We start from the raw sequence: 21,657 nt of genomic DNA, 5'->3' as shown, positions 1-21,657 counted from the left end.
AAGTCCACGTTTGTCCATCGTCTGTTGATTTATAAATTCCGTTACCGAGATAATACGCATTTCCGCCAGCGCTGGCAGATGCTCCATAAGCTTCTCCGGAACCATAATACCAAGTGTTGGTATGTCCAACACGAACATCTTGTGCTAAACAACTTACACTTTGCTGAATAGCAAGCGGTGTTGTCATTGTCCACGAACCACCGCCATCGGAGGAACGCCACATTCCGCCTGAACAAGAACCGGCAAGTAATATATTTTCATTGCTGATGTCTGCTGCATAAGCACGCGTTCTACCGCCTACATTCCAAGGTCCACGAGCTGCCCAAGTGCTTGCACTATGTGTACGTTCATTCTCAGAAGCAATATTAACAGGTAATGTGGAAGCATAAATTAATTCTTGTCTGCGAATATCGTTTGGGATTTTTCCTGTTTCGGGATCGCGTAAACGCTGAGTTTCCCATGCGATACGTTCATTGGCATCGTCTTCAAAAACACCTGCATTGTTTGTTGCATTTACATTTTGCTGTTTCGGAAAATTATTTTTTTGATGTTTCACTGATAAGGCAATTGTAGAAATTAATACTGCGGAAACAATGGCAGAAGATAAAAGAGTAGCTTTTTGATTCATGGAGATTATTTTTTTAGAGTATCAAATATATACATATATTTTTAAACAGGATTATTGCATAATGACACGCTTCTTTATAATTGATACATCTTCAAATCAATTCTGCATTCTTAATTTATTTAATCTTCAAATCAGTTTTGCATTTTCAATTGCTTTTTCTTTTGCCTTGAAGCAAAAGAAACAAAAATTCAAGGCTTGGCTTTCTCATTTCATTTTAGCTTCCTGAAAGCTATTCGTTGGGCGATTTCCGAACATCCGTTCGGAACTTCCCAATCTCATCACGCTTTCATTTTGCTAAAATTTTATTCGAAATCCGATGCCGCTGCTTTCAATTATCAATTATCAATTATCCATTGTCAATTTTCAATTCTTTGTTGGTGACAATCTGAACACTACCCACTACCCATTCTAATAATTAATTTGAAATTTCCTGTCAATCCTTCTATTTAAAAAATTAACGATCTGTGTGATCTCGTCAGAATTATTCTTACGAAGATGTTGTTCAAGGCTTAAATAACTTATTGATATTGACTTGTCTTTTGAAAAGACTGATAGCCTAATAGCTATCCCTGTTTTATTTTGACCCAGTTTGTTTATTTTAAATTTATTCACAGCATCTTTAAAATAAGCGTATAGCGAATCTTGGTCAATCTTAGTAATGCTTATTTTATTTGAATCACAAGAATTGGTATAAGCATTACTGCATTTATAAATGATTAGAGTATCCTCTGACGTCGGAACGTTCAAAAGAATAGTAAACCTATTATCACAACCATCACCGAATAGCTCAAATTTTAAACAGGATTTATTACTATCATTAGCATCAAAGCGATTTGTTTGCTGTTCTGTGCAAGAAATAATGCTTATTGAAGCTATAAAGAAGAATATAATCTTTTTCATTTGAAAAATTATTTTTTGAAACAAAAAAAGCGCATGACCAAATTTTGACACTGTTCAAACTAGTAATTAATTTGAGACTTCCTGCCAATTCTTCTATTTAAAAAATTAACAAGTTGTGTAATGTCAGGATTATCCTTATTAAGATCTTTAAGATTTAAATAACTTGTTGATATTGTCTTGTCTGTTGAAAAAATTGTTAGTTTAATTGCCATGCTTATTTTTTTATTTGGTCTTTCTCCGTTTATTTTAAACTTATTCATAGCATCTTTAAAAAAAGTGTACAGCGAATCTTGGTCAATTTTAGAAATGCTCACTCTTCGTGAATCACAAGAATCGCTATGAGAATTATAGTATTTATCAACGATTAGTGTGTCTTCCAAAATGTCGGGGGTAAAGTAAATAGTAATTCTTTTTTTATCACAATTATCACCGAATAATTCGAATTGTAAACCGTATTTATTGTTGTCTTTATTGTCAAAGAGGCTTGTCTGTCTTTCTGTGCAAGAAATAATGCTTATTGAAGCTATAAAGAAAAATATGATCTTTTTCATTTGAATTATTACTAGTCCTAATTAATAAACGACAAATACTTAAAAAATGTTATTTTTTGTTTCATTCTTTATAAATTTCTAACAGTCTGATGGCTTTCTTTTCCTTTATTGTTAGCCGGAGTGTGTTTTGTGTTTTCGTCCATTTTAACTGGTCGTCCTTGCATTTTTAATCTTTCCTCTACTGTCGTTCCTTTTCATAAAGTCATGCTAGGTACTTCTATTTTTCAAGTCCATGTTTTGTTATTAGAGGTAGGCTGGTTGGTGTATTGTTTCATTATATAATCTCCTAAAGCATCTACATCATCTTGTGTTACTATACCGTTTGGATCCACAACAACATCATTTTTATTGTAATTTTCTTTTGTCTGTCCCTGTATCTTGTCAGCGTCAAATATTGCGTCTGTTGAATAAAACACATCGAAATAACCATCATCCAAGCCAAGCAAATGTGCAAATTCATGAGGATAAGGAATATAATTAGAAGGAGGGCTAGCAGTCCATAATCCACTATTTCCTTTAGTAACAGTGGAACGGAAATCTGAATTTTCCTGTATAGGTTTTAACAAAACTATCTGAAATGGAAAGATTATTTTTCATTTTTCTCTTTCGATAAAAATACAAAATAAATTGTATAAAAAATAAAAAAACCATTCTTTTTTTGAATGGTTTTTTAAACAATTTTAATCAAGAATATTTAGTATTAAGCAGCAGTTAGCTTTTGCTTGTGTTTTTTCTTAATCAATTTTTTCCGAAGATTTAAGGCTTTGACATAGTCCCTTATCTCCTGTTTTTCTTTTTCGGATAGCTCCTTGTTTTCAACATAAAGGTCTATCTCTATTGGTTCTCTTTGCAGTTTCATGTTATTTATTTTTAAAATATTGGTTTATTAAATTATGTGTCGCTTCTCCTTCAATAATCATTCTTTGTCCGATAATTGTTGTAGCTCCTAATGTTTTATAGTAATGATTAATCAACAATGTTTTTGCAACGAAACTAACGATTCCACCAAATCCCTTTTCCTTAGATACCTTACAGGCAAAGGCAAACATATTTCCTGCAACACCTACATAAATTTTATTTTTTCCTCTGTTAAATTTGGCGTTTTCAACAAGATTTATAAAAATAAAATTCTCATCCACAGAAAAAGATATTAAGCCTTGAATAATTTTCGCATTATTTTTAATCGTCATTTTATAAACCTGCCTGTTTTTATTTTTAAGTTCCAAATGCCAATCAAAAAGCCAGTCTTTCTTTTTAATATCGCTCTTTGATACTTTGTGAAACTCCGTATCGAAAACATCCCCACTGAGTACATTTTCGATCGAGTTAGTCAATTTATCAATTTCAATATTTACTTCTTTTTTTCTTGCTTTTTTAGCCACCTTAAATTTACGATTTTTTTTTTATTTTGTTACACAAAGTTACAAATTATTTTTTAATTTAATCCAACGGAAACCATTTATTGATAAGCGTTCTTTGTTCGTTGAGATTATTTTGTTTGTATCGTTCGGTAGAAGAAGTCCAACGATGACCTGCCAATAATTGAACTTGTTCGAGCGGTATTTTTTTCTCGTTGAGCCAGTTGGCGATAACACTTTGCCGAATCGTTTTGGTGTTTAAATTTCTATCAGGAAAAAGCGGCTTATAAATAATCTTTTCGGGTAACAAAAAATTATTTTTTTCAATCAATTTTATTTTCTTTTTTTTCGAAAAATTATTTTTTCAAACTGGTTTTTTTACTGAAAAAAAATTCTCAGAAGGACAATCTGAAAACTACCTTATTTATTATAACCATCAGGTAAATTATTCCATATCAGAGCTACTAAATCTTTATTATACATTATTGCTTTGTTATTGTATTCGAATGGACAACTTGCACAATTCCCTCTCATGCAGAAATCAGAAGTTGTATTATTGCTAAAAAAGATTATTGTTTTTACTCTTACATCAGGAGTCCTTGAATCTTTTGATAATTTTATTTCCTTTAGCCTTTTATAAAGTTCATTGCAAAAAACAGAATCAGTTATTGTAGTATCTTCCATCTCCGCTTTAAATGTGCCTTCAAAATCATCACAATTTATATCTATGATGGTCTCTATAAGTGGGGATGCACATTGGATAATAACTTTTGTTATCTTAATACTATCAACAGTATTAATTTTTGCTTTGGGTAATTGCCTTCGGGTGTTATGGCAAGATGCCATTAGAATGCAAAAGCTAATTAATAAGGAAATATAAAATTTTCTATTTATCATAATTTATTTGAGGGGTGCGTAAGAAGATCCTTTATCAGATGATTTTGCAGTAGGTGCCTTATTTGGAGTTATATACTGAGATAATCCATAGTCTTTATTAGTGCCGTTTACTGTTGCACCAGTTCCAAATTCGCTTTGGGTTGTTGTCGGTCCCGCCATATATTGATATGTTCCTGAATGGTCTGTTCTGGTCTCCTCTCCTTTTTTTATTTCACCCAATTTTAATGCAACATTTTGTTCGCTTCCTGTTATTACTCGCCTTTCTTCTTTTGTAGTATATTTGGCATCGCCAGTTGTTGCATCTTTCGTATATTTCTCTGGATGTGTAGCGTATTCATACGCATGATCAGCCTCGTGAGATAAACCGCTTGCAGCTGATAAAATATGACCTTTAGTAGTTAGGACTCCAGCATGCGCATTCCATAATATAGTGTTCTTTCCATTTCCTCCTTTCGCCTTGTCGGGAGTAAATTTGTCTCCTCCTTCTGCTTCTGTACCTGAACTAATTGATGTACTTTCCTGAATATATACAGGAACTTTAGAGGCCTCTAATTTTGCTATAACACCTGCGGCACCATGTTGGTTTAAATATTTAATTGTTGTCGCAAATTGTATTTTAAACTGGCTGGATGTTCCTTTGGCAAAATAAATTATATCTCCATTTGCATCGTTATACAGTATCGGATTATCACCAAACCCCACATAAGGGCTTTCCCACGCTTTTCCTTTCGGGTCTAAGCTCCACCACCTGCCACCTAAACGGGTGTCCAGTTCTCTAAACTCGGTAGTGTAAGCATTCCCAGCTCCATAAACCTCGTTGTCTTTTTCTTTTCCGTTGAAACCGAACCTAAAACCTGCTGTATAGGTTTTAACAAAACTATCTGAAATGGATAAAGTATTTTTCATTTTTTCTTTCGATAAAAATACAAAATAAATTGTATTGAAAATAAAAAATCCATTCCTTTTGAGAATGGATTTTAAACAATTTTAATCAAGAATTAAATCGAAAGCATATAATCGGAAAGCTTAGCTTTATCGGAATACTTAAATACTGGAAGTACAACATAATTACGACTCGATTTGTTTTGCGTTTTAGCAACAATACGAAGCATTGACAGAACTTCTTCTCCCGCATTTGATATGTTCACAAGTACACTAAAAGAGTTTTGATATTTTTCTTTTTCTTTATAAAATTGGTCGGCAAATGACCTTGAAATATATTCTACTTTTGAAAAATCAAATTCTATTTCTTTGCTTGACATCTCTGATAGCAAACTAAAAAGATTCAACGCAGCTTCCCTCGAATGCAATGTATTACCAAATTCATTGGCTACATTTATTTTTATCGTTTCTGTGTTTTTCATAGGTTCGTTTTTTCTATTCAACGCAAAGTTAATCAATTATGTTAGATTATTTACCTTCAACAAAGTTGTAAAAATTAAAATCATCCTGTTGAATGACTGGTATTCGTAAAGCAATATAACAGCCTTTGTAATTATATTCGTCAAGAAGGCTCAGCACTTCTTGTTGTTCAAGAGTCTGTATATAAAACGTCCCTCCCGAATATAAAAAGAACTTTCCCTTTAGACCAGTTACAAGCATTTCTCTTGAAGTAGATATGCCAAAGCCTCTGCTCTCTGCCAAATCCTTTGTTGATTTACCAAATACAGCAAAATTAATGGCTTCTTCTTCTGATTTAGGATGATGCTTTCCACTATCAATATATGATTGAAAAAGACCTTTTCCATAATCTACGATACACACATCCATATAATTTTTTGTAGGATAAAACTGTGCGAACAAAATACCTTTTTCAGAGCCTGAGTGTTCAACTATATTTTGAGTTAATTCATCAATCAAATAAGCAATTGCTGTAAATTGCTCCTGTTTTAAACCAAGTTGGTTCTTAATTATATTGTTTATCGCAGTAATAATTTTTTCTCTTATTTTGACTTCGTGTTCTGTTTTTCCTGTGGGAAAGCAAACGATAGGAATGTATGTTTTAGTATAATATGACCTCAACGCATTATCCAATTCATCTAAATTACATTCCGAATAATTGAATCCATCGTAAAACGAAATAGTATCTAAATAATTTGAAAATTCTTCGTTTACGCTATTCGTTATTACTTTACTTTTCTCACCACCTTTTTGATTATGAGAATTTGCTAAACTCGCAGCACCACCAATAATAAAAGGATTTGCAAATTTACATTTGCTAAAATCTATTTCTAAAATATCCACCTCATTTTGATTCAAAATTGAAACAAAATTCATGAAATTATATATGGGCTCTAAAAAATTATCAGAGCCTCTTTTGGGAATATTTAAGGTTATTTTATTCATGTTTCCAAGTTCAAATTTATCTATTTATAATTTACGCAGTTCATTTATTTTACAATTATTTCATCCGAGCGGAAACCATTTATTGATAAGCGTTCTTTGTTCGTTGAGATTATTTTGTTTGTAACGTTCGGTAGAAGAAGTTCAACTGTGTCCTGCTAATAATTAAACTTGTTCGAGCGGTATTTTTTCTCGTTGAGCCAATTAGCAATAACACTTTGTGGAATTGTTTTCGGTTAGTAATTTGAAATCTTCAAATTCCAAAATCATTTCCAATTTTTTTTTCTTTTAAGTCCTCCCTTTGAGGAGGATTTAGGTGGGGCTAATTTCAACATCCTCTCAGGTGACATTCCGAACACTACCAACACTACCTACCCTATAAAATTTTGAACACTACCGTATAAATAATAAATAGAAGTATCAAAACTATTATCCCCATAAAACCATTTTTTCGCCCTTTACTTTTTTCATCTTCGTGTGATAAGTAAGTTTGGAATTTTCCTTTAAATCCATTCAACATCCAAAACACAAAGGCTCCTATACATTCTACTATTATACAGGCAAAGAATCCTCCCATTATTTTGTTGTTGAATTTGGTTGACTAACCGTTTTAGGTCCAGGATTATCGACTGTTTTTTGTGTTTTAGTTCCAGAATTGCCGGTAGTAAATAAATCTTTTAGATATTCTTCAGATTGTGCAGCTATAATTATCAAATTTCCTGCGTGAGCAGCAGAAATTGTAGAATTGCCTACTGCTACTGGGGAAGCTACCCAACCTGCTGCACCAACAGATTCCTTAGGTATTACTTTAAGAACACCCAACGTAAAGGTAACCATTTCACCTCCTTCGTCCAGATTAGTGGGATCTGGAATATCAGTTATTAAACTAAATGCCCCTTTAGCTATTTTAATAGCTGTTTCCTTAAATTGTACTTTTTGAGCATTTTTTGCCTGAGCTTCACTAAAATTATTGGGTGTAATAATAGTCGTTGTTGAATAAGAAGTGCTACCATCCATGTTCTGCGTTTCTTTTACTGTAACATTTATGTCAATATTTTGGCTAATCGTATTCTTTATGGTCGCTTTTGCTTCTTGTCTAGTTACAGCAGAAGTAGTAGTAGCAGTAGCGGGGAATTTTGCATCTCCTCCAATTTTTTCATACGCATCATTTGTTAAAGCATCTAAGGCCTCATTCTTTGCATTCGATATAACAATGTCTTTCTGTGTAGGTTGAATTAAAGCTTCCACTGATGGCGAGCCTTTTATATTAGGTTCTTCTCCATCTAAATCTGCGGCAACAATAGGCATATCGCCAGCGAACATATATGAAGAATAAAAAGGATATTTTTTGAATAACGGGTCAACACTCATAAACCTACCTAACCTCGCATCATACATTCTCATGCCGTAATCATAGGCATTTCCAGTTCCGTAAAGCTCGTTGTCCTTTTCTTTTCCGTTGAAGCCGAACCTAAAACCAGTAGTGTTTAAATTCCTGCCTGGCATCAGCATCCCGAAAGGATAATAATCCTGAGCAGTAATAACCAAAGGGATATAATATTTAGCAGATGTACCAGAAGTTGTATCCACAGGAATTTTTTTATCGCTCAAAGTTACAAAAACATTACCTAAGTGGTTGGTTAATTCGTATTGTTTTTGTTCTTCCATGTATGTCCATGTGATGGAATCCAGACCTGTTATATCTTCGCAAGAGCAGGGTGGAGGCCAGCAACAAGGCACTGGTAGTGGCGGAGGTGTGAGCATCAATTTCCATACTCGAAGTATCGTCCGCCAGAGTGTGAGAGTCAATTTCCAGACCCGAAGTGTCGTCCGCCGGAGTGTGAGAGTCAATTTCCAGACCCAAAGTATCGTCCCCACGAGTTGCAGAGTCAATTTCCAGACCCAAAGTGTCGTTCCCGCGAGTTGAAGAGTCAATTTCCAGACCCAAAGTGTCGTCCCCACGAGTTGAAGAGTCAATTTCCAGACCCGAAGTGTCGTCCGCAGGAGTATGAGCATTTGTTTCCTTACCCGAAGAGTCGTCCGCTGCAGTTGAAGAAGTAATTTTTTTCTGAAAATGTTCGAACCGCCTACTTCGCAAAAATTCCGCATCATTGCAGAAAGATGTTTAGTACTTTTCAAAAAAATAAAATGTGTAATATTGAGAAAAATATTTTTTTGGGAGGATGAAGAATCTATTTACAGAAAACATTAAAATTTCGCTTAATTCCATCAAAGGGCAATTGCTGCGCACCATTCTTACCGCATTGATTATCGCCATTGGAATATGGGCTTTGGTGGGTATTTTAACTTCCATTGATGTAATGAAATCTTCCATTAGCACAAATTTTACAAGTATGGGTGCGAATACATTTACCATTCGTAATCGCGGATTAAATGTGCAAGTGGGTAAAAAAGGAAAACATCCGAAGCCCTTTCGTGCCATATCGTTTGACGAAGCGGAAAATTTCGTAAAAGACTTTAATTTCCCTGCTATTGCTTCTGTTTCTACAATGGCATCTGGCACTGGAACGCTGAAATACGAATCGCAACAAAGTAATCCCAACATTCAAGTGATTGGCGGCGACGAAAATTATTTGGCAACTTCTGGTTATGAAATGGGAAGCGGCAGAAATTTTTCTGCGCAAGACAATACAGATGCCAATCACGTAGTAATGATTGGAAGCGAGCTGATCTCAGTGCTTTTCAAAAGCAACGAAAACCCCATTGATAAAGTTATTTCCATCGGTCCGGGTAAATATAAAATTATTGGAGTATTGAAATCAAAAGGTACAGGAATGGGTTTTGGCGGCGATAAAATTTGCATTATTCCACTCAACAATGCGCGGCAATATTTTCCCGATCCGAATATGTCTTATCGGATTAATGTATTGGGAAAAAATGCGCAACAAATGAATGCCGCCATCAATGAAGCAACGGGTGTTTTTCGGATTGTGCGTAAAATTCCGCTAAGCGAAGAAGATAATTTCGACATCGTAAAAAGCGATAACCTCGCCAATATGTTGATTGATAATATCAAAAAAGTAACTTATGGCGCAACCGCGATCGGCTTTATCACTTTGCTGGGCGCAGCAATTGGCTTGATGAATATTATGTTGGTTTCCGTAACAGAGCGTACGCGCGAAATAGGCATCCGTAAAGCAATTGGTGCAACCGGAAAAGTGATTCGCAATCAATTTTTAATGGAAGCCATTGTGATTTGTCAGTTGGGTGGTTTATTCGGAATTCTATTGGGAATTATTACAGGGAATTTAATTTCCTTACAATTCGGAATCGGATTTATTGTGCCTTGGGAATGGATTTTTTTCGGAATTGGTTTATGTCTTTTAGTCGGATTATTATCCGGAATTATTCCCGCCATCAAAGCTTCTAAACTCGATCCGATAGAGGCATTGAGGTTTGAGTAAATGAAGAATGCAGAATGAAAAATTATTTTTTTGAAGTTGCTTAACAAAACATTTTTATTTCTTACGTTCTTTTGACTTGATTCAAAAGAACCAAAAAATCAAGAAAGCATAATTCCTCACACACACGCAACACGGCATCGTATGCTTTCATTGCCAACGCGCGATTTTTAATTTCGACATCGGATTCATTGTGACTTTTTTCAAGAAAAAGAAAAGATAAATAGGAAGAATGAAAAATTATTTTTTCGAAGCCTTTAAAACCTCGTCGTATAAGTTTTCGTAAAGTGGTAAAATCAGATGAATGTCAAATTTCTCAGCTTGTTTGTAAGCGTTTGCTTTAAATTGTTTTAGGCGTTCTTCGTCTTCTAAAATATAAATAGCATTTTTCGCCATATCGTCTACATCGCCTACGTTGCTGAGCATTCCGGAAAATCCCTGAATATTTACTTCCGGAATTCCACCCGAATTAGTTGAAATAACAGGCACTTTACTCGCCATTGCTTCCAAAGCTGCCAATCCAAAACTTTCTGTTTCGGAAGTCAATAAAAATAAATCGGCAATATTTAAAACGTGTTCTGGATTTACAATTTTACCGAGCGAGCGAATGTCTTTACAGGTATCCAATTCGCGACACAATTTCTCGATATTGCTGCGTTCCGGACCATCGCCGATTAAAATAAGTTTCGCAGGAATTTTTTTTCGAACCTTATCAAACACGCGCAACACATCTTCTACCCGTTTTACTTTACGGAAATTAGAAACGTGAATGAGTAATTTTTCACCTTGCGGTGCGTACGAATGTTTGTGACATAAATTTTGAGAATGATTGTATTCTTTCAAATTGATAAAGTTCGGAATTACTTTGATATCACGAGTTACCGGAAAATGTTTGTAGGTATCCAATTTCAAACTTTCGGAAACAGTGGTAACGGCATCCGACTGATTAATAGCAAAAGTAATGACTGGTTCAAAAGATTTATCTCTGCCCAACAGCGTGATATCCGTGCCGTGCAGTGTGGTAATAAAAGGAATGTGAATGCCTTGCGAAGCCAAAATTTGTTTCGCCATATAGGCTGCAGATGCGTGCGGAATGGCATAATGAACGTGCAATAAATCTAATTTTTCATACTTCACTACATCTACTAATTTGCTTGCCAATACTAATTCGTAAGGTGGATATTCAAACAATGGATAATCGGAAACTTGAACTTCGTGATAAAATAAATTTTCCGAAAAAAAATCGAGGCGCACCGGCTGACTGTATGTAATAAAATGAACTTGATGCCCTTTTTGCGCGAGCGCTTTGCCTAATTCTGTGGCTACTACGCCGCTTCCTCCAAAAGTTGGATAACAAACAATACCGATTTTCATCTTTGAAAAATTATTTTTTTGAATGCCATTTATTTGTCAAAGATACTTATTTCTATTTTCAAGTTTTGCCGAAATTATCCGACAATAATTGAAAATAGATTTGAAAATTTGCAGATATGCTAATTAAAATGTTGGATGTCATTCCGAACTTGATTCGGAATCTGCGGGGGGGGAAGAGTCCTACTTAATTAGCGTATCGAAGACGCAACACTTAACCATTTTTATTTTGTCGCACGAAAATTTCGCTATCGCGGAAGCCGTCATTTTTTATAAATTTTTTAAATTGCCTTTTAGTCGTTGTGAACTTATAAGGAGGAATTGTATCTTGTGTTGTTTCGGTTATTTCTTTTAAATTTTCGAGGTCAAGCTTTCCTTCAATGCTGCTAATTACAAGTTGTCCATTTGATAATTTAACTTTCTTAATTACCCAACTTTCTTTGTCGTAACGTGTGTTTAAAAAATAGTACCCCTTAAATTTTCGTACAACGTTGTCGTAGTTCATTTGAAACAAAGTGTCGATGTAGTGAATGTGAGTTACCAAACTATCTCCTTCATGTTTTATTAAAGTCCTTTCATTTGTCTTTAGATCTATAATTGTGTCTCCTGAAACTCTTGAATTACTATCAAGTTGGTTTGGATTAACCTTGTAGTCATAGTCGTAAATTCTTAAAATTAATCCATTACTAATGGATAATGATGAATTGTCTGCAAGGCTTATGTATTGTCCTTGTAAGCGATTTGGAAATTTTGATAAATTGTCTGTCTTGGTTGGTTGCGGTTCATTAAAAGTCACAGGCGGCTCACAAGCAAATAAGCTTGTCAAAATGAACAATGTCAATATTAATTTTTGTCGTTTCATTGTCAGCTATGTCGTCTTTTAAATGCTCGGTAATATTTAGATTGCCGCAATCAAATTGTCGCTTTACGTTTCAAAAATAACGTATATTTTTTTTGCAACAAAATAGTTTTACAAGTTTAAAATGGCATAGGATTGCGAATAAAATTTTAGCAAAATGAAGTCGTGATGAGATTGGGAAGTTCCGAACGGATGTTCGGAAATCACCCAACGAATAGACTTTAGGAAGCTGAAATGAAATGAGGAATCCAAGCCTTGATCTTTTGGTTCTTTTTTATCAAGAAAAAAGAACGTAAAAAAACATTTTCTTAAAAGCTGAATACAACAATAAAATACCTTTTTTTCAATTATTGTTGAAGGATTTCAGCGAAGTTTTTCTTTCGCGCAGATTCCGAATCAAGTTCGGAATGACGTTCACATTTTTTTTAAATGTCATAATCACACATTTTTCAAATCGGATTTTTCGCGAAATAAAAACAATAAAAAAACGTCTTCAAAAAATTAATTTTTCGAAGACGTTTTTTAGAAAATGAGAATTACAATTTTATTTCTTCTCCGCTTTTATTGAGAAAATGATATTCCGTAAAGTGATACGAAGTAATGGCTTTTACAGAAATCCATTTTTTGTATTTGAGGAACCATTTTACTCGGATGGAAAAAAATCCTTTCAACAAATACGCTTCGATAAAAGGATGTACGCAAAGTGTAACCGATTTTTCGTTTTGTTCTTTTAAGATGTAACGTAAATTATTTTCGATGCCATCTACCAATAAAATACTGGCTTGTATTTCGCCAGTTCCGCCGCAAGAAGGACATTTTTCTACGGTTATAATATTCATTTCTGGACGAACGCGTTGACGTGTAATTTGAATCAATCCAAATTTACTTGGAGGCAAAATATTGTGTTTGGCACGATCTTGCTTCATCTCCTCTTTCATTTTATCAAACAATAATTTACGATTGGCAGGAGAGTGTAAATCAATAAAATCCACCACAACAATTCCGCCCATATCGCGCAAACGCAATTGGCGCGCAATTTCCGAAGCAGCTTCTAAATTTACTTCTAAGGCATTTGTTTCTTGATCTTTATCTGATTTTGTACGATTACCACTGTTTACATCGATAACGTGCAAAGCTTCGGTATGTTCTACAATCAAATACGCACCAGATTTCATATTCACTGTTTTCCCGAAAACAGCTTTTATCTGTTTATCTACACCGAAATGATCAAAAATAGGTTCGCTGCCTTTATAGAGTTTTAAAATTTTTTCTTTGTCGGGCGCAATAGTTTGTAAATAGGTTTTCATTTCCTCGTACAAAGTGGCGTCGTTTACGTTGATGCTGTTGAAACTTGCGTTCAGCAAATCTCTCAGAATCGCAGAAGTACGATCTATTTCGCCCAATAATTTTTGCGGAGGTTGGCCGCTTTTAAGCGCTTCAAAACAGGTATCCCATTTTTTAACCAAATCGTTTAAATCGGCATCCAAATCGGCAACACTTTTGTTTTCAGCAACAGTGCGCACAATCACACCGAAATTTTTCGGTTTGATACTTTGAATTAAGCGTTTCAAACGGTTTTTTTCTTCGGGATTTTTCAGTTTCTGAGAAACAGAAATTTTATCCGAAAAAGGAACCAATACCAAATATCGTCCTGCCAAAGAAATTTCCGTTGTAATTCGTGGACCTTTTGTAGAAATAGGTTCTTTCGCTATTTGCACCATTATGTGCTGATTGCCAGAAAGGATATTGCCTATTTTACCATCTTTTTTAATATCATCTTCTAATTTGAAATACATCAAAGCGGAAGCACTTTGTTTCCCTGTTTGTGTGAGTTTGGTGTATTTGTTAAGGGATTGCGCTTGCGGACCTAAATCAAGGTAATGCAAAAAGGCGTCTTTCTCGTAGCCTACATCCACAAATGCAGCGTTTAATCCAGGCATTACTTTTTTTACTCTGCCCAAATAAATATCGCCGACTGTATAATTATTATTGCTTTTTTCTCTGTTTAACTCAACTAATCTTTTGTTGTTTAAAAGGGCAATAACAACTTCTGTGGGAGTAGAATTAATTATTAATTCGTTCACTCTAAGTTTTTTTTAATGAAAATAACGCGCGCTCCGTACCGATGATTCCGGTGGACGAAATGCGAAAATTTGTGTTTTGTTTTAGAAAATGTAAGGAAAATAGCACGCGTACATTTAGTGTAGCAACATAAACTTTCCGCTTGGTTTACAAACATGAAAGTTTATGCGCAACGCACGCTCTTTAAGAGATTACTTTTTCTTATGGCGATTTTTTCTCAAACGTTTTTTACGTTTGTGAGTGGCCATTTTATGTCTTTTTCTTTTTTTACCGCTTGGCATTTTTTAAGTATTTTAACTGTTTTCTAATTTACTAATATAATTTTTTACTTCATTTCTAATGGTTGGATCGTCCACTAAACTAACGTATTTTTTTAAGCAGACAATGGCTTGTGCTTTATTTCCCGTTTTCTCGTACACATCTTCCATAAATAAATAGGCTTCCAAATACGTCGGATCAATTTGCAATACACGTTGAAAACGATACAGCGCTTTATCGTACTGACCAGAATTAACCGAGAAAAAACCCAAATTCAATTGTGCGTCCACATTGTTGGAATCTTTTTCTATAACACCTTTCAACAAAGAAATTCCTTTCATCGGATTGGTGCTACTTTCCACAAAACAAACACCTAAATCTACCTGTGCTTCCAAATTGGTGGGTGCAATTGCCAAACATTTATTCAAACAATCCATTGCTTTGTTGAACAACATCGGACGACTTTTCGCATCCACAAATCCCGCTGATTTATAATAACGATCACCGGCTCTGTACCAATCATTTGCTGCATTACTAAAACCTGCTTTTTGTTCGGCATAAAAAGCAGCAACTGCAGGCTTTTTTAAACTATCCCAACATACAATTAAAGAGTCTGAAAAATTAATTTTCTGATTCTTATCTGCATGTCCGAATAAACCTTCCAAACGTAAAGAAGTAGCATTTGCAGCTCCTGCGCTTGCTTTTTGCTGACTGATAAATTGATCGAACGTAACTGCACTCGAATCTGTTGTGGCTGCTACCGCAGATTTTGAAACGATTTCAGTGTTAGGCTTTTTACTTACAAAAAATAAAAGAACAAATACAATAATTGCTCCAGCAATAACTAATAATCGTGTTTTTTGCGCGGATTGCATGAATTTTAATTTACACTACTTTAACATTTTTTTTCACTTTTTCAGTGAATGTTTTAGCCGGTTTAAACGCCGGAATATTATGCGCAGGAATAATTATTGCGGTATTTTTCGAAATATTTCTACCTGTTTTCTCTGCTCTCTTTTTCACGATAAAACTTCCGAAACCTCTCAAATACACGTTATCTCCTTTGGTAAGCGAATTTTTCACTGATTTCATAAATGTTTCAACCGTTACCTGCACAGCAACCTTTTCTACTCCTGTTTTCTCTGCAATTTCTGCGATGATATCTGCTTTTGTCATACTACTCTTTACACTTTTTATACTTTGATTATCAATTTTTTAATCCCCTAATAATTTATTTAAGGGCTGCAAAGATAATATTAAAATTGATATACAAAAAATTAACTTTTATTCTATTTTTAAGTTTACGAATTCTGTTATCAAAAATCTATAATCCGATTTACAGGCAGATTATAGATTTTTGATAACCACTATAATTCCATAAGTATTCAAAAAATTAGTTTGCACTAATTATTAATTATTAATTTTGGCATTTGTTCTGAAAAATAATTTCTCAGAACACTTATTTTCTACTACTCAATAGCTAAACATCTAAAATCAATTTCCCCATGTCAACATTAAAAGGAGGAGAATTCCTCATCAAAGAAACAGAAGCCAAAAATGTTTTTATTCCCGAAGAGTGGAACGAAGAACAATTAATGATTGCGCAAACTTGCAAAGATTATTTAGAGCAAGAAGTGTGGCCCAATCTCGATAAAATTGATCGCCAAGAAGATAATATCAATGTTCGCTTATTAGACAAAGCCGCTGAACTCGGTATTCTCGGACTAAATATTCCAGAACAATACGGAGGTTTTGAAAAAGATTTTGTTACCGGAATGCTTGCTACTGAAAGTATTGGTGCTGGGCACAGTATGGCAGTTTCTATTGCGGCTCATACCGGAATTGGAACGTTACCGATTTTATATTATGGAACCGAAGCTCAAAAAGCCAAATACCTTCCGAAACTTGCCAATGGCGAATGGAAAGCAAGTTATTGCTTGACAGAACCAAGTGCTGGATCGGATGCTAATTCAGGAAAAACAAAAGCAGTGCTTTCGCCTGACGGAAAAAATTATATTTTGAACGGACAAAAAATGTGGATTACGAATGCTGGATTTGCAGAGGTCTTCACGGTTTTTGCAAAAATAGATAACGATGAAAATTTAAGTGCTTTTATTGTGGAAAAATCTTTTGGCGGAATTACACTAAATCCGGAAGAACACAAAATGGGGATTAAAGGAAGTTCTACGCGCCAAGTTTTTTTCAATGATTGTAAAGTACCAGTAGAAAATTTATTATCCGAACGCGGAAACGGTTTTAAAATAGCCGTTAATATTTTGAATATGGGTCGTATAAAGCTTGCTGCGGCTGCTTTGGGCGGAGCAAAAGAAACTGCGAGTCAATCTGTAAAATATGCAAATGAGCGCCAACAATTTGGCAGACCAATTGCAAAATATGGCGCTATTCGTTACAAATTGGCGGAACAAGCTATTCGTATTTATGCTTCTGAATCGGCTTTGTATCGCGTTACCCAGGATATTGAAGACAATATTCAATCGCTTGCAAAAGGCGGAATGGATTACGCAAAATCTATTTTAAAAGGCGTGGAACAATTTGCTACCGAAGCTGCCATCATGAAAGTAAATGGTTCGGAAGTGTTGGATTACGTGGTGGATGAAGGCGTTCAGATTTATGGCGGAATGGGTTATTCTGCTGATGCTCCGATGGAACGCGCTTATCGCGATGCACGTATCAATCGGATTTTTGAAGGAACGAATGAAATCAATAGAATGTTGATTGTAGATATGATGCTGAAACGTGCCATGAAAGGCGAATTGGATTTAATGGGACCAGCTACAAAAGTGGCAGGAGAGTTAATGTCAATTCCTGATTTTGGTGCAGACGAAACGACTTTATTTGCAGCTGAAAAAAAATATTTACAAAATTTCAAAAAAGCAATTTTGATGGTTGCTGGCTCTGCTGCTCAAAAATTAATGATGGAATTGGCGAAAGAACAAGAAGTATTAATGAACATTGCAGATATGCTAATTGATTTATACGTTGCCGAATCGTTGCAATTGCGTGTTGAAAAATTGGTCGGAATGCGTGGCGAAGAAAGTTGCAAAGTTCATATTGATATGATGCGCATTTTTATAAATGATGCTGCCGATCGTATCAACAAAAATGGGAAAGAAGCAATTAATTCTTTTGTACAAGGCGATGAACAACGCATGATGTTGATGGGTTTAAAACGTTTCACAAAAACAGAATCTTTTAACGCAAAAGACGCACGCAGAAACGTTGCCGCTAAATTAATTACAGAAAATAAATACTGTTTTTAATCGAAGAAAAATCGTTCGAAAAATAATTTTTTCAAATGGAGATTTATACCTCGTTTATAAAATCGCCTATCGGGTGGATGGAATTAACAGGAAATGAATCGGGAATTTCTTCGCTCATTTTTATCGAAGAAAATAAAAAAAATATTTTTGAAATACACGATTCTTTGAAAAATGTAGCGTATCAAATCGAAGAATATTTTTCTGGCAAAAGGAAAATTTTCGAGCTCAAATTAAATCCGGAAGGAACCGATTTTCAAAAAAAAGTTTGGCGAGAATTGGCTGAAATTCCTTTCGGAAAAACTGTTTCATATTTAACAATCGCAATTGCTTTGGGCGATAAAAATGCAACGCGAGCCGTAGGAAATGCCAACGGGAAAAATCCTATTTCTATTATCGTTCCCTGTCATCGTGTAATTGGCGAAAACGGAAAATTAACTGGCTACGCTGGTGGTTTGTGGCGAAAAGAATGGTTGCTTCAGCACGAAAAAAAAGGTAGTTTAGGCGAGCAAAAACAATTGTTTAATCTTTAAAATACTCAGATGAAACTTCACGTAATTAATTCCGGACTTTTTAAATTAGACGGAGGCGCGATGTTTGGCGTTGTTCCGAAATCCTTGTGGAACAAGACAAATCCAGCCGATGCCAATAATATGTGCACCTGGGCAATGCGTTGTTTGTTGATTGAAGATGGGAATAAATTAATTTTAATTGACAACGGAATCGGGAATAAACAAGACGAGAATTTTTTTAGACATTTTTATTTGAGCGGAGATGATTCGCTTCAAAAATCACTTCGAAAAATTAATTTTTCGAGTAGCGATATAACCGATATGTTTTTAACGCATTTACATTTTGACCATTGTGGAGGCAGCATTCAACACAATAAAAATAAAACAGGTTTTGAAACTACTTTTAAAAACGCCACGTATTGGAGCAATCGCGAACATTGGGAATGGGCGACAAAACCCAATCCGCGCGAGAAAGCAAGTTTTTTGAAAGAAAACATTTTGCCTATTCAAGAAAGTGGACAATTAAAATTTGTAGAAAAAGAAGGTGAATTATTTTCTGATTTTTCAGTGATGTATGCGCGCGGACACACTGACGCGATGATGATTCCGCACATTAAATACAAAGGTAAAACTATTGTTTATATGGCAGATTTATTACCTTCTACCGGACATATTCCTTTGCCTTACGTAATGGGTTACGATACGCGACCGCTTTTGACGATGGAAGAAAAAAAGATTTTTTTGGAGAAAGCAGCCGAAGAAGAATTTATTTTATTTCTCGAACACGATTCGGTAAGCGAATGCTGCACCGTTCAGAAAACAGAAAAAGGAATCCGATTAAAAGATACTTTTAGTTTAAGCGATTTTTTCGGCGAGTAAAATAGTGTTTGAAAAATTATTTTTCGAAGCCCTTTTTTAATTTATTTTTTATGAAAAAATATTTTTTTACCTTCTGTTTTTTTTGTCTTGTACAAATCTGTTTGCAGGCACAAAGTATATCCTACGCAAAACAAATTATCGACACGCTGGCTTCCGAAACCATGCACGGGCGTGGCTATGTAGGCGATGGAAATAAAAAGGCAGCTATTTATATCGAACATCAATTTGAGAAAATAGGCTTGCAGAAATTCGGAAAATCCTATTTCCAAAATTTAAATTTTCCGGTGAATATTTTTCCGGGAAAAATGGAAATTAAAATAGACGACAAAAAATTAATTCCTGGTGAAGATTACATAGTTATTCCTGTTACAGCAAGCACTTCTGGAACATTTCCGATTCTTCTTTTTAATGACTCTGTTTACAAAAATCCGAAAGCATACGAAGCCTTTCAAAAAAATAATTTTTCAAATGCATTTATTTTAGTGGACGATTCCGGAATAAAAAACAAGGATACTTTATCGTTTTTTGAACGTTTGCGATTCAATCCTTTTCATGCGAAAGGCGTGATTGTATTGAGAACTAAATTGACAGAAGAAATGTCGCAATACGTTGAAAAGTATGCGCTCATCGAAACGCTTAGGAATAAATTTCCAGTATCCGGAAAAAATATTTTTCTCGACATTCAAACTAAATTTTTAGAAAAATGTCGTACACAAAATGTTATTGGGTTTGTAAAAGGAACTCAGTATACAGATTCGTTTATTGTGTTTTCGGCACATTACGATCACCTCGGAGAAATGGGTAAAAACGCTTATTTTCCAGGAGCGAGCGACAATGCCAGCGGCGTAGCGATGTTGTTAAATTTGGCAAACTATTTCAGCGCACATCCATTAAAATGCTCCGTTGTTTTTATGGCATTTACGGGTGAAGAAGTAGGTTTACTCGGCTCAAAATATTATACCGAACATCCTTTGTTTCCATTATCGGAAATAAAAATTTTAGTAAATATGGATATGGTTGGAACGGGCGAAGAAGGCATTACAGTTGTAAATGGCAGCATTTTTAAAACTGATTTTGATTTACTTTCAAAAATAAATTCCGAAAAAAATTATTTGTTGCAAGTTAAAATTCGTGGCGAAGCAGCGAACAGCGATCATTATTATTTCTCCAAAAAAAATGTGAAAGCAGTATTTGTTTACACGATGGGCGGCTCGAAAGCATATCACGATGTGTTTGACAAACCTGCACTTTTATCGCTCGCTAAATTTGAAAACTTAGCGCATTTATTAATTGATTTCGCAACAGAAATTCAATAAAAAAGGGAACCCGAAAGTTCCCTTCTTAAAAATTATTTTTCGAAAAAATTATTTTATCACATTGAATTTTCCAGTGTGCATAGTGTTGTTATTTTTATCTGTTATTTGATAAATGTACAAGCCAGCAGCATATTCGTCGGTACTAATTTTCAAATGTTCTTGATTTGCGATGTTGTACGAGTTTATTTTGCGTCCAGTAATGTCATATACAATTACGGATGTTGCATTTTTCATATTCGTAGTTACCACGTTTAATTCATTGATAGCTGGATTCGGAAAAACCGAAACATGCTCAGTTGCCATTGAATTTTCAGGAATTCCTGTCGTATTCAAATTGGCATCGTCCACATAAAAAATGCTTCCTGCGTGATGTCTTCCAGTTTTACGAGGATTAGTTGCTGAAAAAGCGACTATGCAAGTATCTGGAGTACCAGTCAATAAAGAAATATATGGAGTGGTGAATAACGTGTAAGTAGAAACGTTTCCTGCAATTCGAATAACCGCTACATCAAGAGTATCTCTCTTATGAGTAATTGTATTAAAGTGGGTTAAAGCAGAAAGTCCCCAAGCAGTATCTACTCCATTAGGAATATATTCCGCATAAAATTGAAAAGCACTTGGTATTGCAGCGTAAGCAAACCCTGTTTTTATTCCAGAACCACTCACGCTTCCTGTTACGGCTAAACCAATAGTATCAGGTAGTGTTGCCGACAATGGGTTGTTGGTTAGAGCAACCGATACGATTTTCATCGCAGCAGCACCGTTATGAATAATAGTTGTTTCTTTAAAAACAGAAACAGGATTACTTCCTAAAAAGGAATTGGATAAAATATTTGCCGTCGCATATCCTTGTGGATCATCGTAAGCTGGCGGACCAGAAGTGTGAACCCATGTTTCAAAACCAGGGTTTGGAAGTGCTTGTGCATTGGCATTTAAAACACCGAATGTAACAATTGACATACCGACAAAGAGTATTTTTTTTATCATAATATATTTATTTTTA

At 34.8% G+C, this 21,657-nt stretch carries 23 protein-coding genes; 5 read left to right on the top strand and 18 right to left on the bottom strand.

Features of this window, described 5'->3' with window-relative positions; genetic code table 11:
• The 12 genes from ABIZ51_01145 to ABIZ51_01090 form a co-directional block, all read right to left on the bottom strand.
• Positions 1-628 (bottom strand): hypothetical protein (locus ABIZ51_01145; protein MEO7087381.1); only part of this gene is annotated, 628 nt, incomplete at its 3' end.
• A 408-nt stretch (positions 629-1,036) separates the two neighbouring features.
• The gene (locus ABIZ51_01140) at positions 1,037-1,528 is read right to left on the bottom strand and encodes a hypothetical protein (protein ID MEO7087380.1); all 492 of its coding nucleotides are present in this window, start codon (positions 1,526-1,528) and stop codon (positions 1,037-1,039) included.
• Between the two features lie 59 nt (positions 1,529-1,587).
• A complete protein-coding gene (locus tag ABIZ51_01135; protein MEO7087379.1) occupies positions 1,588-2,079 on the bottom strand; it encodes a hypothetical protein in 492 nt (163 codons plus the stop codon).
• Positions 2,080-2,303: 224 nt separating this feature from the next.
• On the bottom strand, positions 2,304-2,645 hold the full coding sequence (locus tag ABIZ51_01130) for a hypothetical protein (protein MEO7087378.1): 342 nt from the start codon (positions 2,643-2,645) through the stop codon (positions 2,304-2,306).
• A gap of 134 nt (positions 2,646-2,779) precedes the next feature.
• Positions 2,780-2,938 (bottom strand): hypothetical protein, encoded by a 159-nt coding sequence (locus ABIZ51_01125; protein MEO7087377.1) that lies wholly within the window; start codon positions 2,936-2,938, stop codon positions 2,780-2,782.
• A 1-nt stretch (position 2,939) separates the two neighbouring features.
• Positions 2,940-3,461, bottom strand: a complete 522-nt coding sequence (locus tag ABIZ51_01120) for a hypothetical protein (GenBank protein MEO7087376.1) — start codon at positions 3,459-3,461, stop codon at positions 2,940-2,942.
• A gap of 58 nt (positions 3,462-3,519) precedes the next feature.
• Positions 3,520-3,747: a hypothetical protein gene (locus ABIZ51_01115; protein ID MEO7087375.1), complete on the bottom strand. Its 228-nt coding sequence runs from the start codon at positions 3,745-3,747 to the stop codon at positions 3,520-3,522.
• Positions 3,748-3,857: 110 nt separating this feature from the next.
• On the bottom strand, positions 3,858-4,283 hold the full coding sequence (locus ABIZ51_01110) for a hypothetical protein (GenBank protein ID MEO7087374.1): 426 nt from the start codon (positions 4,281-4,283) through the stop codon (positions 3,858-3,860).
• Between the two features lie 54 nt (positions 4,284-4,337).
• Positions 4,338-5,240 (bottom strand): hypothetical protein, encoded by a 903-nt coding sequence (locus tag ABIZ51_01105; GenBank protein ID MEO7087373.1) that lies wholly within the window; start codon positions 5,238-5,240, stop codon positions 4,338-4,340.
• 92 nt (positions 5,241-5,332) lie between these two features.
• Positions 5,333-5,698 carry a hypothetical protein gene (locus ABIZ51_01100; protein ID MEO7087372.1) on the bottom strand — a complete coding sequence of 122 codons (366 nt, stop codon included), beginning with the start codon at positions 5,696-5,698 and terminating at the stop codon, positions 5,333-5,335.
• A 46-nt stretch (positions 5,699-5,744) separates the two neighbouring features.
• Positions 5,745-6,680, bottom strand: coding sequence for a hypothetical protein (locus tag ABIZ51_01095; protein ID MEO7087371.1), 936 nt, complete (start codon positions 6,678-6,680; stop codon positions 5,745-5,747).
• A gap of 573 nt (positions 6,681-7,253) precedes the next feature.
• Complete coding sequence (locus ABIZ51_01090) at positions 7,254-8,486, bottom strand: RHS repeat-associated core domain-containing protein (GenBank protein ID MEO7087370.1); 1,233 nt, start codon at positions 8,484-8,486, stop codon at positions 7,254-7,256.
• Between the two features lie 374 nt (positions 8,487-8,860).
• Between ABIZ51_01090 and ABIZ51_01085 the strand changes: the two genes are divergently transcribed.
• Entirely contained in the window at positions 8,861-10,102 is a 1,242-nt protein-coding gene (locus tag ABIZ51_01085) for an ABC transporter permease (GenBank protein ID MEO7087369.1), read from the top strand.
• A 237-nt stretch (positions 10,103-10,339) separates the two neighbouring features.
• Here ABIZ51_01085 and bshA read toward each other — a convergent pair whose 3' ends face one another.
• The 5 genes from bshA to ABIZ51_01060 all read right to left on the bottom strand — a co-directional run bounded on the left by bshA (position 10,340) and on the right by ABIZ51_01060 (position 15,845).
• The gene (bshA, locus tag ABIZ51_01080; protein MEO7087368.1) at positions 10,340-11,473 is read right to left on the bottom strand and encodes an N-acetyl-alpha-D-glucosaminyl L-malate synthase BshA; all 1,134 of its coding nucleotides are present in this window, start codon (positions 11,471-11,473) and stop codon (positions 10,340-10,342) included.
• Positions 11,474-11,684: 211 nt separating this feature from the next.
• A complete protein-coding gene (locus tag ABIZ51_01075; protein MEO7087367.1) occupies positions 11,685-12,332 on the bottom strand; it encodes a hypothetical protein in 648 nt (215 codons plus the stop codon).
• Positions 12,333-12,865: 533 nt separating this feature from the next.
• The gene (locus ABIZ51_01070; protein ID MEO7087366.1) at positions 12,866-14,413 is read right to left on the bottom strand and encodes an Rne/Rng family ribonuclease; all 1,548 of its coding nucleotides are present in this window, start codon (positions 14,411-14,413) and stop codon (positions 12,866-12,868) included.
• Between the two features lie 291 nt (positions 14,414-14,704).
• Positions 14,705-15,544, bottom strand: coding sequence for a tetratricopeptide repeat protein (locus ABIZ51_01065; GenBank protein MEO7087365.1), 840 nt, complete (start codon positions 15,542-15,544; stop codon positions 14,705-14,707).
• 10 nt (positions 15,545-15,554) lie between these two features.
• Positions 15,555-15,845 (bottom strand): HU family DNA-binding protein, encoded by a 291-nt coding sequence (locus ABIZ51_01060; protein MEO7087364.1) that lies wholly within the window; start codon positions 15,843-15,845, stop codon positions 15,555-15,557.
• Between the two features lie 329 nt (positions 15,846-16,174).
• Here ABIZ51_01060 and ABIZ51_01055 point away from each other — a divergent pair, with 329 nt between their 5' ends.
• The 4 genes from ABIZ51_01055 (at position 16,175) to ABIZ51_01040 (ending at position 20,654) form a co-directional block, all read left to right on the top strand.
• Positions 16,175-17,950: an acyl-CoA dehydrogenase family protein gene (locus ABIZ51_01055; GenBank protein MEO7087363.1), complete on the top strand. Its 1,776-nt coding sequence runs from the start codon at positions 16,175-16,177 to the stop codon at positions 17,948-17,950.
• Between the two features lie 35 nt (positions 17,951-17,985).
• Positions 17,986-18,480 carry a methylated-DNA--[protein]-cysteine S-methyltransferase gene (locus ABIZ51_01050; protein ID MEO7087362.1) on the top strand — a complete coding sequence of 165 codons (495 nt, stop codon included), beginning with the start codon at positions 17,986-17,988 and terminating at the stop codon, positions 18,478-18,480.
• Positions 18,481-18,489: 9 nt separating this feature from the next.
• A complete protein-coding gene (locus ABIZ51_01045) occupies positions 18,490-19,338 on the top strand; it encodes an MBL fold metallo-hydrolase (GenBank protein MEO7087361.1) in 849 nt (282 codons plus the stop codon).
• 101 nt (positions 19,339-19,439) lie between these two features.
• Positions 19,440-20,654, top strand: a complete 1,215-nt coding sequence (locus ABIZ51_01040) for a M28 family peptidase (GenBank protein MEO7087360.1) — start codon at positions 19,440-19,442, stop codon at positions 20,652-20,654.
• A gap of 48 nt (positions 20,655-20,702) precedes the next feature.
• On the opposite strand, the gene ABIZ51_01035 is transcribed toward ABIZ51_01040, so the two are convergent.
• Positions 20,703-21,641: a T9SS type A sorting domain-containing protein gene (locus ABIZ51_01035; protein MEO7087359.1), complete on the bottom strand. Its 939-nt coding sequence runs from the start codon at positions 21,639-21,641 to the stop codon at positions 20,703-20,705.
• Positions 21,642-21,657: the final 16 nt, after the last annotated feature.

The organism is Bacteroidia bacterium, assembly GCA_039924845.1.
Classification (GTDB): Bacteria; Bacteroidota; Bacteroidia; order DATLTG01; family DATLTG01; genus DATLTG01.
The sequence above is the reverse complement of the archived record's forward strand: the minus strand, read 5'-3'. Positions and strand labels throughout refer to the sequence as shown.